This is a genomic window from uncultured Microscilla sp. (assembly GCF_947493425.1).
Taxonomy (GTDB): domain Bacteria; phylum Bacteroidota; class Bacteroidia; order Cytophagales; family Microscillaceae; genus Microscilla.
In genome coordinates this window covers 1-15,060 of the sequence record NZ_CANLRP010000005.1, presented here as the reverse complement: position 1 = coordinate 15,060, position 15,060 = coordinate 1, and the positions used below count along the sequence as shown (strand labels likewise).

Sequence of the window (15,060 nt, the reverse complement as noted above, 5' to 3'; positions counted from 1 at the left end):
TAGTCAGGGGCTTAATAAATATGCCAGTGTATTAGCCTTTTGACTGTGCCTGCGATCCTGTTTCGTTTTTAGGTGGAGGAGGGGGAGCAGTAGTGGCTGCGGGTGCCATCGATTTACGCACACTCAGCAATTTATTGAATAACTCATACCAAAAGGGAGCACCTAAAGATACTGCCATTGCGGTAACCAACCAGCCAAACACTTTGTGTATAATTGCCCAAAAATCATTACTGGCTTCTTTTGCTTTGGTTTTGCTCCATCCTATAGGCAATGGTTTCAGTAATGCATAGTTTTTTCCAATATCTTTTACAGTGTTTTGCACTATCCGTTGAATGGTAGTATCAGTGGTTGTGCTATCTTTAGGGCTTGCCTTGTAATTTTGCATAGTAGCCAAGAATTCCACTGCCTGGTCAGGGTTTTGCCATAATATCTTACCTATATAAAAAGTGTCTACATTAAACGCCACTGCTATAAGTAACCCGTACAAAAACATCAATAGCTTTACCTTCCGGCGGTACCAGTCGCGCAGGTGATCTACCGAATTGGTGTAAAAATCTTCAATTTCTTGTTTGAAAGCTTCTACATTATTTTGAGATCTATCTATAAACTCCAAAAGTTTTGCTTTGAACTTGCCCTGAATCATTTCTATCTCATTTTTTTCAAGTTTGACCTTCAGTTGATTTAAAAAATTATGTTCATCGTGATTATTGATTTGCTCTTTCAAAAACTGCATCATAGCTAGCACAAAGTTTTTGGGAGGGATATACTTAGGAAACTTATCTGCTTTACTCCTGAGAGAGTCTATAAAAGGGGTATCAATGATTTTTTTTAAGCAATTTTGCCAGTCAGGATCTACTTCTTTGGATAACTCTTGGGTAATATCTTTAGCCGAAGCTATTTGGTCATTGTCAGACTTATAAAAGAGGTTAAAAAGCGAGTTTTTGAGCATATTACCTCGCATATTCAGTACATTGGATATACCCTCATTGATAGAAGACACCATAAGGGCGAGAATAAAATAGGTAAATGCCAACGCAATGACAATATCCAGGGTGGCAGTATTTAACATAACGATTTAGTAAAGTTTTGATTGATAGTCAGAGTATATACACAAAGATATTATTTCTGATTAATTATAGAGTGTATGCCAGAAAATTGTTCAGTGGTTTTGCAACCTTGAGTGAGTTTGATGGAACCTTAAATAGAGGTTTGTTGGACATTGGCGGGTATTCGTATAAAAATTTACCTTTTTACCTTTTTCATCGTTTAACATGCTGACAGGAATTATTGAATATAAAAAAATAAAATGATGAAAAAACTACTATTAACCACCATTTGCTTGTTAATCATTACTACTTTTGGCGCTTTTGCTCAAACTGTATTTAAGGTAGGGAGTAAATATGATGCTGATATTAAAGTATTTGCCGTAAACAGTAAGTATGATGCCGATTTGGTAGTATATGAAGTAAAAAGTAAATACGATGCTAATAAAGACGGGCGATGGTTTTTTACAAGTTCGAAATATGATGCTAAAAAGAAGGTCTTTTTTGTGAAATCGAAATATGATGCTGACCTCAAAATATATTTTGCATCAAGCAAGTACGATGCTGGATGGCGTAACCGTTCTAAGCAGCACTTGTTAAAATAATTGACAACTGTTTGAAGTTAAATATAAGGCAAAGCCAAGCTTTGCCTTTTTTGCTTAAGCATAAGTGATTTGACTAAAGAATGATGATTGCTGTTTAACTATTAGGTGCGTTTATTGATAATAAGGAGCATTACTATTCTTGTTCTTTACTTTCCTTACTCTCAAAATAAGCCCTAATCAAGTTCGCTTTAGCCTTGCCTACCACTTTTGCAACTTCTTGTGTTGATGCCTGTGCCACATTATTTACTGTTTTGAAATGCCTGAGTAAGCTGGTAATTGTTTTTTCTCCTACTCCTTCTATTGCTTCCAACTCTGAGTGTAAGCTATCATTACTTCTTTTATTGCGATGAAACTCAATAGCAAAACGGTGTGCTTCGTCCCTTACTTTTTGTAATAATTTAAGCGCAGACGATTTTTTACTAATGTGCAAAGGAATACTATCTTCTGGGAAATAAATCTCTTCCAGCTTTTTGGCAATGCCTATGATGGTAATTTCGCCATATAAATCAAGTTCTTTTAATGCCTCACAAGCAGCACTCAATTGCCCTTTGCCGCCATCTATTACAATCAATTGGGGTAACTCGGCTTTTTCGTACAATAACCTTTTATACCGTCGGTGGACAATCTCTTTCATTGATGCAAAGTCGTCTGGCCCCACAACTGTTTTGATATTAAAGTGACGGTACCCCTTTTTATAAGGAAAACCATTGCGAAAGAAAACCATAGACGCCACTGGGTAAGTTCCCTGGATATTTGAATTGTCAAAACATTCGATATGACGTGGTAATTCTTTCATTCTGAGTACCTTCTGAAGCTCTTCCAGTACCACTCTACTTTTGTCTTTGCCTTGGCGTAATAAACGTTGTTGAATTTTTTCTTTTTTGTAATACAACACATTCTTTTGCGAAAGCGAGAGTAATTTCTTTTTGTCACCAATCTGCGGAATAGTATTGGTAAACCGGTCATCACTTATATTGAGTGGTAGGTTTGTTATAATCTCTGGAGCATTGCTTCCAATGGTATCTCGCAGGTTAAATGCTACCAAGGTTAAAACCTCTTCTTCGGTTTCGTCCAATTTTTTGGCTATTTCTATGCTTTGGGTGTGTATAATTGCCCCATTTTTAATCTTAAGGAAGTTGACATAAGAATAGTTTTCGTCTGAAATAATAGAAAACACATCCGTATCTATCACTTTATTGGGGTTTACCACCAACGATTTACTTTGGAACTTATCTAGTGAGGTAAGTTTTTGTTTTTGTGCCTCAGCCTTCTCAAACTCAAGTTTCTCAGCGTGGGCAAGCATTTGCTCCTTGAGGTAAGTTTTTACAATATGAATATTACCTTTCAGAATATGCTTGGCGTGTTCCAGGTCTTTTAAATAATCTTCTTCACTTTGCAAACCTTCACACGGTGCCTGACAATTACCTAAATGGTATTCCAGGCATAATTTAAACTTATTTTGTTGAATGTTTTCCTTTGACAAGTACAAGTTGCAGGTTCTTATGGTGTATAACTCTCTAATAAGCTCTACAATGGCATTCATTGCCTTTAAGTTGGTAAACGGACCATAAAAACGTCCTTTGTGTTTTTCAAGTTTTCGTGTGACTACCAGTTTTGGAAAAGGTTCGTTAGTAATCAGTATATAAGGGTAGGTTTTATCGTCTTTTAGTAGAATATTGTACTTAGGCTGGTAGTTTTTTATGAGGTTATTTTCCAGCAATAAAGCATCAAACTCACTGTTTACAACGGTGTAGTCAACATGGGCAATTTGCTTGACCAGGTTGATTGTTTTACGATTATGCTGAGCCGATTTGTTAAAATAGCTATTTACCCTGTTTTTCAGATTTTTGGCCTTGCCTACATATAGCAAAACATCATTTTTATCAAAAAACTTATACACTCCGGCGTTGGTTGGGAGTTGTTTTAGGGTAGCTTCTATTTGGCTCATATAAAGGTTGGACTGAGTTTGAGTGATCAATATAATTTGTTTTGTCAACAAAATAAAGCCTTCCGAAGTTCTTCAGAAGGCTTTCAAATAAAATAAAAAATGACTTACTTTATGCTTTTACCGACCAAAATTGATCAATCAGGTATTCAGCAATTTGTACTGCATTGGTAGCTGCGCCTTTGCGTAGGTTATCAGCCACAATCCACATATTTAGTGTATTGGGTTGGGTTTCATCTCTACGCAAACGCCCTACAAACACTTCATCTTTTCCGTGCGCATCCAATGGCATAGGATACACATTATTTTGTACATCGTCTTGCAAAACCACACCAGGTGTGTTAGCCATCAAGTCACGTACATCTTTCAAATCAAAATCTTGCTCAAACTCTACATTTACCGCCTCAGAGTGCCCACCTACTACTGGAATACGCACCGCAGTGGCTGTCACCTGAATATTGTCATCCCCCATAATTTTTTTGGTTTCGTTCACCATCTTCATTTCTTCCTTGGTATAGCCATTGTCAAGAAATACATCAATGTGAGGAAGCACATTTTTGTCAATAGCGTGAGGGTAAGCAGGCTCAGCTTCTTCGCCTTTGCGTTCAGCTTCCATTTGGTTTACCGCCTTAATGCCCGATCCTGACACACTTTGGTAAGTAGATACTACTACACGTTTTATTTTGTATTTTTTATGAAGGGGAGCCAAGGCTACTACCATTTGGATGGTAGAACAATTAGGGTTGGCAATAATTTTATCCTCTTTGGTAAGTAAACCAGCGTTGATCTCAGGAACAACCAGCTTGTGTTCTGGGCTCATTCGCCAAGCTGATGAATTGTCAATGACTATAGTACCTACTGCAGCAAATTGGGGGGCAAACTCTAAAGAAGTGCTACCTCCTGCTGAGAAAATAGCAATGTCTGGTTTGAGTTCAATAGCTGCCTTCATCCCTACTATGGTGTATTCTTTACCCTTGAAAGTAATCTTTTTACCTGCTGATCTTTCAGAGGCAACCGGAATCAATTCTGTTATTTGAATCTGACGTTCTGCCAGTACTTTCAACATTTCGCCACCAACCAAACCAGTGGCGCCTACTACAGCTATTCTCATTGTATTATTATATTTTAATTTAGTGTTTGTTGTCAACAGCAGCCAAATTACGCAAAAGCCAATGATTATAAAACTAAATATAGCTGTAGTTTGAGTATAGTAAGGTTAAATTATAACATAATATTGAAATATTGTAAGTATTTGTAAGCTTATAACTGTAAAAATACCTTCCTAAATTTATCTTGATCTACCCCAATAGAAATATAAGTATTTGTACCCTCTTGAGGTTCAGAACCCCATTTACCCCCTTTTTTAATTAGTTTCACTTCTTTGAAAATACAAATATCAGGGTCTATTGCTACGCAGGCAGCCAATGGGTCGTGGAATTTTTTGCCTGCCTTTTTCTTAGACAGGTACAATTTCATTCCCTTGTAAATGAGCTCATATCCAAGGTGTAAGTGTCGTTGGGGAGTCAATAGCTCATGAAACTCCTCGTTGTATACTACTCCATGGCACACATTCTTAGAAACCAAAAAGCGGTCGTTGATGGCTACCTCGTTCAACATCTTGAGTGCTTCATTGGGTGCTCCGTTAAAATTATAAGTAGGGCAAAACTGCATCCCATTAAACTTGGGCAAACGATGCATAGGAGGTACTACATTGTCGCCAGCAAACCCACCTTGAGCTATCCACTTTTCTATAGGTTGGTTCACTTCCAATGCCCCAAAATTTTTGAGTGGTGCTCCTGTGATGATCACCAAGTCAGGGTAAGCCTCCAATGTCTCTTTAATTACTTGATGCCCCTCTGCATCAGGTAGTTGATCGTCAAAGTTGCCCAACCAACGCCTATGAAATGCCGACAGGCAGTTTTTTTCATACTTTGGACGATAACTACCCACAGGAATTTCTGCATGATTGGTTGTTTGTAATATGTGGTGTACCAAACCTACTTGTTCATTGGTGCCAGGTGTCACCGTTACTGCCCTCAAACTTACCAAAGGGTGGGCTATCAAAAAACAAAGGGTGACCGCATCATCTGGGTCACCCGTTTCCATATCAAATAAAACATTCATTGGGTCAAACTAATCATAATTACAATAGACACTACCATACTTGTATACTGGCTACAGTAAACCTGAACATACGTTGAAGCTGTGTTGCCAACGGCTTTAGTCGTTTCAGGCAAAGCCTTTAAGCTAACCAAAAAGCTTGATTTGTAATGGCTTTTCGGCTAACCGTTTAGCAATTGAAGGCTATAATATTATCACTTCCTTAGCTTTATCCAACCTTTCAGCTTTTGTACCGAGTTGTTAGGATCAAGTGTGATAAATTTTACTTTGGCAGAATAGTAATACATACCAGATGGTAACACTTGGTCGGAGCCATTGCTACTACCATCCCAGTCAAGCATAATATTATCACTTACCTCAAATACTTTCACACCCCAGCGGTTATATACTTTAAACTCCACCGACTCAACAAATCGTGGAGTAGGGAAGGGGCGAAACACATCGTTTTTACCATCCTTGTTAGGGGTTATAATATTAGGTAATTCATAGTACGTGCAATTATCTTGACAAACAATATTACTTGGGTCACTTTCATTGTCTAAGCGATCGACCGCTGTAACATAATAACAGCCTGCCAGCGAAGTAAGATTGGCATGTATATAACTCAGTTCACCTTGTGTTAGACTTGTTAGCAGAGTAAAATCACCTTGGTTAGTAGGCCTGAAATACAATTTGTATTGAACTATATCATCGTCGCAACCAGCTGGTATATTAATAACAGGTGTCCAACTCAGGCTATTTTGCAACAAAGCCTGGTCGTTAAAGTTTTCACACTTAATAGAGTCAATGGCAAGCCGCGGTGGACAAGGTGCAGTAGTATCGGTAGGTTGTGCACAAGCAACCTGCGATAAATTAGCTAAAGAATCAGGGTCAGCAATTTTTATGTCTGGGTTTGAGTAAGTACCCACCGTGAGAATATAATAACAATATGTGCTATCAGTATCTAGTTTACGGTCTTGGAAAGTACCCTTGTCAAAATATTCTAATTTGTTTGAGCTACTTTGAGGCAGCGAGTCTATCAGGTGAATGGCTCCTCCAGGGCTTGCCTGGCGATAGATCAAGTGTTTGATATTTGCCCAGGGCACATCGTAAGTCCAGTTGAGTTTAATACTACTAGGAGCTGATACGGCAGTCAAGTCTATACTGGATGCTAACTCAGAGTAATCGTCAAAAATAGGAGTACCATTGTCTACATAAGCCAGTACTCTATAAGTATGCCCTGTGTCTAATGTATTGATATTTTGGTGAATGAATGAAGTATCAGCCGAAAGCGTCAATAACTTGCTTGAATCAGTTCGGGTAGAATCTTCTCCCCTGATACCTACAAAATGGTATAAGTCATATTTGTAATTAGTAGCCGGGTTTGCTACTGGCGGTTTGGTCCATTTAACCGTAATTTGTCCAGTAGTAGCACTGGTTTGGTCTACTGTCACATTGGTAACAATAGGAATGTCAAGCGGTAAACTCACACACACCTCTTGCGATGCCCGGCTTTGGCCATTAGATGGCTCTGGGAATACTGCTGAAATACGATAACTGTACTTGAGCCCTTTTTTAAGCCTTTGACTGTCAGTAAAAGTAGTTTGACTGGCTGGTACTCTGCCTACCTCTTGATAACCTAGTCCGGCAGGAACCCCTACCTCGCAGAGCGGTTCCCAGGTAGAACAACCCTCCTTACGCCAAATGATCAATTCTTTGGCATTGGCACAAATCAGACTGTAGTCCGACCAATTGAGGGTAATACTTCTGCCAGCAGTTGTAGCAGTAAGCCCCACTGGACGAGGCCCCACTACGGTAATACGCCAGGCTTTTACATCTACTAGCGGGCTTTCTATGGTAGGGTTGTCTTCTGCTTTGAAAACAACCCGGTAGGGTTGCTCTCTGATATTTTCACAAGATGGTGTCCACCTAAATGTACCTTCGGGAACACCACCAGTTTGAAAGTTGGTAGGACCAAAGGTTGCCCTTGGGTTAAACCCAGGTTCCAGAATACCACTTTCAGCAGTAATTCTGACTGGGTGTCCATCAGGATCATTTGCTCTAATTGTTTTGAGTATCTCACTGTTAGCCTCTACACAAGTGTCTTGAGGTAGCTCCAGCCGAGGACGCTCATTGTTACAGTCTAATACTATAATTTGCATATCTCGAACAATAGAACCTATTTTTACCCCATTGCGCCATTCTTCTACCTTAAAGGCAATGTTATATTCTCCGGCAGCACCAGGCGAATCCCACGTAAGTGTACCAGTAAAGGGGTCAATTCTAAAAAATGGGGTGCCGCCAGCTTCAGTTCTACCCCCAAATGAAGCACTTGATGGGTCTGCATAGCCATTGACTACTTTCTCAATATCTTGGTTGGGTACAGTAAGCGTAAACGAAAGGCTGTCACCGTCTGGGTCAAAAGCAGCAGGGTTGTGGGTGAATTTTTGCCCTACACAAGCCAAGTCAATTGGGTCAGCCAATAAGATTGGAGTGTCGTTTAAACCAACAAAAGGGTCTATTAAGAGCCTGGTTTCTACCGAAAAAGGAGTATCCACTGAGTTGATCATATTCAATACCCCAGCGTTACGGTTTTCTTCTGCAAAGTAAATGGTATAAGCTTGTGGAGAAGGGTAAGTGTGTTCTATCACATAAATATTACGCGTAGTGTTGTTACCAATAGCTTCTTCGGTCACTCTTTGTACTTCTGCACTATTACCATCACCAAAAAACACATTAAGCGAAGGGCTATCTGCATTGCCTTGTCCACGGTCCATGTAAATGGTAACAGTAATTCTATAAGTAAGGCTTACACTGGAGATACGTTCAGCAGTAATTTGCCCTGCTCTCAAGTGGGTTGCTTGTACTGAATGAGACACCAGCAACATAGTAAAAAACAAGCCTAATGTATAGGGTATATTTCTGAAACGATGTATTCTTTGCATATTTTGTTCTCTGTTATTTTAAGCTATTGGTCAAGTGCCCTGTATTAGTAACTATCATTACTGCTCAAATACTCAACATTTGGTAAAAATAATGAAATATCTTGACAATTTTACTGGTAGTTGCTGTGCAGGCGAACTCTTTCTAGGTATACTTTACCAAAAACAGGATGAATAAAAACCAGGTTTTATGCCAGAGGCTCTGGTCTGCATAACAAACAACCTTTGCAGGAAGTTTGAAAGGATGTGCAAAAACTCGTATTTGTATAAACAGCTTGCGTTACCTCAAAGCCCAAACCAGCGGCAGACAAGCGCTAAGCATAGGTGCCATTGGCAAATAGTCCTGTTTTTTCTTTTACAGGCTGAACTGACTGCAAAAGAGACGTAAAGCCAGTAACATATCCCCTATAAAAGGTGGGGAATAGGGGATAATTTTGTATATCAAACAACTATTTACGTGCTTTGGGTATTATTTAGTAAGCATATAGTTTTTGACTGCAGCAAGGGGCTAAATCTTGCTTGTTATACTTAAACAAAAATGGTTTTGAGGATGGATTTTGACTAATTGTCTGAATACCAACATTAATGAATCCTGTAAATCCTAAAACCGAGTCTATTTATAAATCCCGACTCATCGGGGCAGCTTGCTGTGACGAGCTCACCGCAGGTAATCACTTTAATCCTAGTATATATTATGAATTTACTGTTCAAACACTCCCTTATTGGGGAATGAATTGAATAGATTTAATGGTACATTATTTATGATTAGTTTTCCTAATGCTAAAATAAACCTGGGGCTCAACATTATAGAGAAGCGCTCAGATGGTTTTCATAACCTGGAGTCCTGTTTTTACCCTACAGGGTGGACAGACATACTCGAAATACTACCCGCCAATCAGCTATTATTCGAATCAACTGGTATACCTATCCCTGACGATGGCAACGAAAATCTTTGTCTTAAGGCATATCATTTGTTGAGTGCCGATTTTGACCTGCCACCTGTGCACATTCATTTACACAAAATTATTCCGATTGGTGCAGGTTTAGGGGGAGGCTCTGCCGATGCTGCGTTTACCATTAAAACCCTAAACAACCTGTTTGGACTCAAGCTTACTACCGTTGTGATGCAAGACTATGCTCGGCAACTGGGCAGCGATTGTGCTTTTTTTATTGAAAATGTACCTAAGTATTGTTTTGGTAAAGGTGACCAGTTCAAAGAAATTGACATCAAGCTTAAAGACAAGTTTTTGGTATTGGTATACCCCAACCAACATGTGTCTACCGGTGAGGCGTATGCAGGCATTTGCCCTATGGAGGCAACCAACAACCTACAGGAGGCATTGCAACTTGAAGCAAATGTTTGGAAGCAAAAAGTTAAGAACGATTTTGAGCCACAGGTTTTTTCCAAGTACCCCCATATAGCCACCATCAAAACCAAGTTGTATGAGCAAGGCGCTTTATATGCCAGCCTGACAGGGTCAGGGTCTACTTTGTTTGGTATATTCGACCAAGTTGTTACTCCCGATTTTTCGCCAGCATATACAGTATACAGCCAACCTTTATCTATCTAAATTTTTATCTCTATGAGTCATCAGCCCAAACCCTCCGTTTTTCCGGCAAATATTAACAAGTATCAGGCGGGCGAGCTGGCTCAATCGCCTGATTTGTTGGCAGTAGAAGAACCCCTGGAAATTCAATTGAATTTTATTGCCAACGACGAAATCACGGAACGAAAAGTATCAGTAACTATGCGTACCCCTGGGCACGACTTTGAGCTTGCCACAGGCTTTTTGTTCAGCGAAGGTTTAATCAAATCACCCAAAGACATTATCAGAATAAGGCATTGCGAAAGTATCAAAAAGCCTGAAGAGCAGGGTAATGTGGTAAAAGTCACTTTGCGTCCACATGTAAAAGTAGATTTGCAAAGGCTTGAGCGTCAGTTTTATACCAATTCTAGTTGTGGGGTTTGTGGCAAAACCTCTATCGAGGCCATTCAGCTTACAGGTTGCCCCAACTTGCCCATAGATGCCCCTAAAATAACGGCTGATATTTTGCTTGGCTTGCCTGCAAGTTTACGTAACCAACAAATGGTTTTTGAGCACACGGGTGGGTTGCATGCAGCGGCTTTGTTTGACAATAAAGGGCACCTTTTGGCAATGCGTGAAGATGTAGGCAGGCATAATGCGATGGATAAGTTGATAGGAAGTCAATTAGACAATACAGAAGTTTTCCATAGTTCTATTGCTTTGTTAAGTGGCAGGCTAAGTTTTGAACTGGTACAAAAAGCCTTAACTGCCGAGATTCCCATAGTAGCAGCTGTAGGAGCACCCTCAAGCCTGGCGGTACAACTTGCCCAAAACTATGGGATGACATTGGTGGGTTTTTTACGCAATGAACGGTTCAATATATATACCCACCCCACCCGTGTACAGGTGTAGTTTTTTAGCAAAAATTGCGTAAAACGCCTATTAGATAAGCTGGGATTTAGCGAGTTTCTAAATTCTACGAATCAAGTTTGGAGGGTTGAACCTTTTTGGCTAATTGGCAGGGATTGATCAGCAACAAAAGAAGGTTGGGGTGTAAATTAAAGCACTGGAATAACTTACCTTTGTAAATACAACGCAACAAATTATTCCTGAACCATATTAAAAATGTACCTGTCTGGGTAGTAGAGTATTTGAGCAGTTTTTTATATAAGTTGATAAAAGTCTTTAAGAGTTGTATGCTTTGAAAATCAGATAGTTAGCTTGCTGTTTTCCTTGCAAACTCTTGGTAGTTTTGAGCTTTTTCTCTGAAAGGTGTATATTGTTGTGATGTTTAAACACAAAGAAAAAATTTTATGGTTGGCTGGTGCCGTTGCTTTTGTAGCAGGGGTCATTATTTTTGCCTTCAAGGGCTGGGATGTAGCCGAGCCCTGGACTTTTATTCTGAGTGGAGGCATTCCTATGCTATTGTTGGGTGTTTACCTTTTTGTGCTCAAAAAAACTTCTGCACCCGAACAATCCTCTGGTATTATTGAAGCAAACAATCAAACCCTAACCATAAAACCTTTGACAATGACCTACGAAGAAATCAAAAACCTGATTAATGAAGGAAATTATGTAACCACCTTTGATGAACTGGACAAGGTACATGATCAAATGCCTAACTACCTCAAGCCCAGCTATGCCCGGCTAAAGGCTACTTTTACTCAAGGAAAAGACGATGTAAACTATGCCCAACAGTTGATAGTATTTGCCAGCCAACTAAAGAGCATCTTAACTGCCGATGGAGGTACCTCTGCCAATCCGTCTACCTCAGGCAATGATGAGCGCACCATTCATACTACCAATTATTTTGAAAATACAGATAATGTAAACCTTGACCAACGCACCAACCCCAAAGACCCTGAGTAAACTATGCGTGAGATAAATAGTCAAAATTATTTCGAGAACACCGAAAACGTGCACATCCATCAACACGCCTCCAAATTCAAAGAGTATTTGTTTGTAATAGTACTCACCCATACCCAACAATACTGGGCAAACAATCCGTCGGTCATAGTAGATGTGCCTACTGGCAACTATGGCAACACACTCAAGCATTGGAAGCCTTTCGGCGAAGCAACTATTAGTGGGTTATTGGATGAATTTAGCCGTTTGTCTGAAATAAACTTAAAGGTATGTTATCTGGACGAATCCTGTATTAATCATGCTATTAGAAGGCAAGCCAAAGGGCTCAAAGACAGAATTGTGTTGGTAGCTGATCCTTTTTCTCTGGTGGCAACCAATAACAACCAGTTTGCCAAAGTATTTGATGAAACTGCCCATAATAACATCAAGGCTTGCCTAGTGCCTCTTTGTGTTACATCGTCTACTAGAGCGCGTGGAATAGCTACTAATAATATTAAAGGCACATTTGAAGATTTATACCACGGTTGGGGACAAGAGTTTTTTAAAAGTTATGTACACATAGAATTGGATGTTCCCAGTAAAATTCACTTTTTTAGGCGTTTATCCAACATTGCCTTCTATAGGGGCATAGGCGACAAAGAAAACCTGGCACGCTTTGAAGCCACCACTCAAAAGTTTGAAAACAAACCATCACTAGGGGATTTATAAATGGGGACTATATTTACTTTCTATTCATACAAAGGCGGCGTGGGGCGCACCCATTTACTGGCAAACCTTGCCGCGTATTTGTGCTATTATCGCAAGCGCAAGGTATTGATGATAGATTGGGACTTGGAAGCACCCGGTTTACATTTTTACTATGACAAAACCGATCAAAGTATAGAAAGCCAGGGTTTACTTGATTTGTTTAACGCCCACATTGCCAAAGTACGTAGCATAGAAACAGACACCTTCAGCGAACAAGACTTTATTGCCCCCGATGGTACCTACATTAGCCCCTTGGTACAAGCCGATAATGGGGGTGTTATAGACTTGATGCCCGCTATAGATTACCGCCAGGAGGGTTTTCACGGGCAAGTAGATGATTTTGACTGGGTGGAGTTTTATGACAAGTTTGAAGGAGGCAGCTATTTGCTCTGGTTCAAAGAACAACTCAAGCAACAATACGACTATGTGCTGATAGACAGCCGAACGGGTTTTAACGACTATTCGGGGATTTGTAATGTGCTCATGCCTGACATGAACATTATTTTGGTGGCACCCAACCAGCAAAATTTTGATGGGGCTAAGCAAATGGCTATGCGCATAGTAGAAGCAAAATATACCCAGGACAAAAAGCGTAAACCTTTTATATTGCCCGTGTTGTCTAAAATAGACGAATCGTATGGCAAGGTAAGTGACCAATGGAAAAAACGTTTTGTAGAGGCTTTTGCTTTTACTATAGACTTGCTAGACCATGACCTAAAAATGGTGAGTAAAGATGTGTTGGAAATGATTGCCTCACGTACCACCCTTAGCTATAATGCCGACTTTGCCCTAGGTGAGCCTATTCACTTTGAGCCTACCGCCGAAAGGGTGAGTGAGGGCTCTTATCTCAAGCATTTTGAAAATATAGCAGTCAACTTCTTAGAGGAAATGCACCAACAAGGTGACATCAGCCTAAGTAAAATATTTGCTTATGCTTTGCTGGACGTTTTTCAGCGAAATGTGGAGATGAACCCTGAGGATGCTGAATCGTGGGGAGGGTTGGGACAAGTATACAATGATTTGGGAGAGAAAGAAAAGTCAATCAATGCTTATCAAAAAGCAGTAGCCTTGCAACCTGGTAATGCGAGTTATTGGGTCAATCTGGGGGTAGCCTATTCGAGGTTAACCAATGATGAGCAAGCGATTTCATCTTATCGAAAAGCTATAGACATTAGTGTTGATTTGGCGGTTGCCTGGTTTAATATGGGTAACTCACACTTTATTTTAGGCAATTATAAAGAGGCTATATCAGCTTACCATAAGGCTGTAAGAATTCAACCCAACGACGAAGATATTTGGATTAACTTAGGGGTAGCTTACGAAGGCCTAGGTAAATATGAAGATGCCATTGTAGCTTATCAAAAAGCAATCGGGATCAGACCTAACTACGAAAAAGCTTGGTTTAATTTAGGGGTAAACTATGAATGGCTGGATAAATATGAAGAGGCTATTATTGCTTACCAAAAGGCTATAGAGATGAAGCCTGGTTATGAAAATGCCTGGATTAACTTAGGAGTGGTTTATAAAGGTTTGGGTAAGTATAATGATGCGATTGCTGCTTACCAAAAAGCGATCGAGATTAACCCCAATTTTGAACAGGCATGGGCTAACTTAGGCGTCACTTATGACGACTTAGGTAAATACGAGGATGCCATTGTAGCTTATCAAAGAGCGATCGAGATTAGGCCTGATTACGAAAAAGCTTGGGTGAACTTAGGGGTAGTTTATAAAAGTTTGGGCAAGTATGATGATGCGATTGCAGCCTATCAAAAAGCGATTGGGATCAAGCCTGACTTTGAACAAGCCTGGATCAATTTAGGTGTTACTTATGACGACTTAAATAACTATGAAGAAGCCATTTCAGCCTATCAAAAAGCCATAGAGTTTAACTCAGCAAATAAAGAACTATTACTGGACATAGGTTGGCTCTACTTTATTCAGGGAAAATATAAACCTGCCAAACCCTATTTTGAGCAATCTCTGGAGTTACCTCATTCTCAAATGAACTTGGGGCATATATATTTGACTGAGGGTAATACAGCCAAGGCAATGGAGTTTTACCAACAAAGCCTAAATAGTATTGAAAACAAAGCCGAGTTCTTTGAAGGTTTTCAAAGCGACTTTCCCTACCTCGAAAAGCAAGGCATTAGTCGTGACACGTTTGACAAAATAATAGCACAGCTAAAGCAACAAGGTGCAGGTGATGAGCCACTAGTACCTTAAACATTAAGTAAATGCGCTATTATTTGGGATGAGTTTTGTTTTCTGACGAACTTCAAAAATCGC

The 15,060-nt window shown here is 39.8% G+C and carries 11 protein-coding genes; 6 read left to right on the top strand and 5 right to left on the bottom strand.

Annotated features, from left to right (window positions below):
- Positions 1–31: 31 nt before the first annotated feature.
- Positions 32–1,069, bottom strand: a complete 1,038-nt coding sequence (locus Q0954_RS02760) for a hypothetical protein (RefSeq protein ID WP_299453243.1) — start codon at positions 1,067–1,069, stop codon at positions 32–34.
- Between the two features lie 237 nt (positions 1,070–1,306).
- On the opposite strand from Q0954_RS02760, the gene Q0954_RS02755 reads away from it, so the two are divergent.
- The gene (locus Q0954_RS02755) at positions 1,307–1,648 is read left to right on the top strand and encodes a DUF6150 family protein (RefSeq protein ID WP_299453242.1); all 342 of its coding nucleotides are present in this window, start codon (positions 1,307–1,309) and stop codon (positions 1,646–1,648) included.
- 133 nt (positions 1,649–1,781) lie between these two features.
- On the opposite strand, the gene uvrC is transcribed toward Q0954_RS02755, so the two are convergent.
- The 4 genes from uvrC to Q0954_RS02735 form a co-directional block, all read right to left on the bottom strand.
- The gene (gene uvrC / locus Q0954_RS02750; protein ID WP_299453241.1) at positions 1,782–3,596 is read right to left on the bottom strand and encodes an excinuclease ABC subunit UvrC; all 1,815 of its coding nucleotides are present in this window, start codon (positions 3,594–3,596) and stop codon (positions 1,782–1,784) included.
- Positions 3,597–3,705: 109 nt separating this feature from the next.
- Entirely contained in the window at positions 3,706–4,704 is a 999-nt protein-coding gene (locus Q0954_RS02745; RefSeq protein ID WP_299453240.1) for an aspartate-semialdehyde dehydrogenase, read from the bottom strand.
- A 149-nt stretch (positions 4,705–4,853) separates the two neighbouring features.
- Positions 4,854–5,717 (bottom strand): nucleoside hydrolase, encoded by an 864-nt coding sequence (locus tag Q0954_RS02740; RefSeq protein ID WP_299453238.1) that lies wholly within the window; start codon positions 5,715–5,717, stop codon positions 4,854–4,856.
- 191 nt (positions 5,718–5,908) lie between these two features.
- Entirely contained in the window at positions 5,909–8,638 is a 2,730-nt protein-coding gene (locus Q0954_RS02735; RefSeq protein WP_299453236.1) for a gliding motility-associated C-terminal domain-containing protein, read from the bottom strand.
- 758 nt (positions 8,639–9,396) lie between these two features.
- Between Q0954_RS02735 and ispE the strand changes: the two genes are divergently transcribed.
- The 5 genes from ispE to Q0954_RS02710 all read left to right on the top strand — a co-directional run bounded on the left by ispE (position 9,397) and on the right by Q0954_RS02710 (position 14,997).
- On the top strand, positions 9,397–10,206 hold the full coding sequence (gene ispE / locus Q0954_RS02730) for a 4-(cytidine 5'-diphospho)-2-C-methyl-D-erythritol kinase (protein WP_299453234.1): 810 nt from the start codon (positions 9,397–9,399) through the stop codon (positions 10,204–10,206).
- Positions 10,207–10,218: 12 nt separating this feature from the next.
- On the top strand, positions 10,219–11,073 hold the full coding sequence (fdhD, locus tag Q0954_RS02725; protein ID WP_299453232.1) for a formate dehydrogenase accessory sulfurtransferase FdhD: 855 nt from the start codon (positions 10,219–10,221) through the stop codon (positions 11,071–11,073).
- A 372-nt stretch (positions 11,074–11,445) separates the two neighbouring features.
- The gene (locus Q0954_RS02720; RefSeq protein WP_299453230.1) at positions 11,446–12,030 is read left to right on the top strand and encodes a hypothetical protein; all 585 of its coding nucleotides are present in this window, start codon (positions 11,446–11,448) and stop codon (positions 12,028–12,030) included.
- A 3-nt stretch (positions 12,031–12,033) separates the two neighbouring features.
- Positions 12,034–12,735, top strand: coding sequence for a hypothetical protein (locus Q0954_RS02715; RefSeq protein WP_299453228.1), 702 nt, complete (start codon positions 12,034–12,036; stop codon positions 12,733–12,735).
- Entirely contained in the window at positions 12,736–14,997 is a 2,262-nt protein-coding gene (locus Q0954_RS02710) for a tetratricopeptide repeat protein (RefSeq protein WP_299453225.1), read from the top strand.
- Positions 14,998–15,060: the final 63 nt, after the last annotated feature.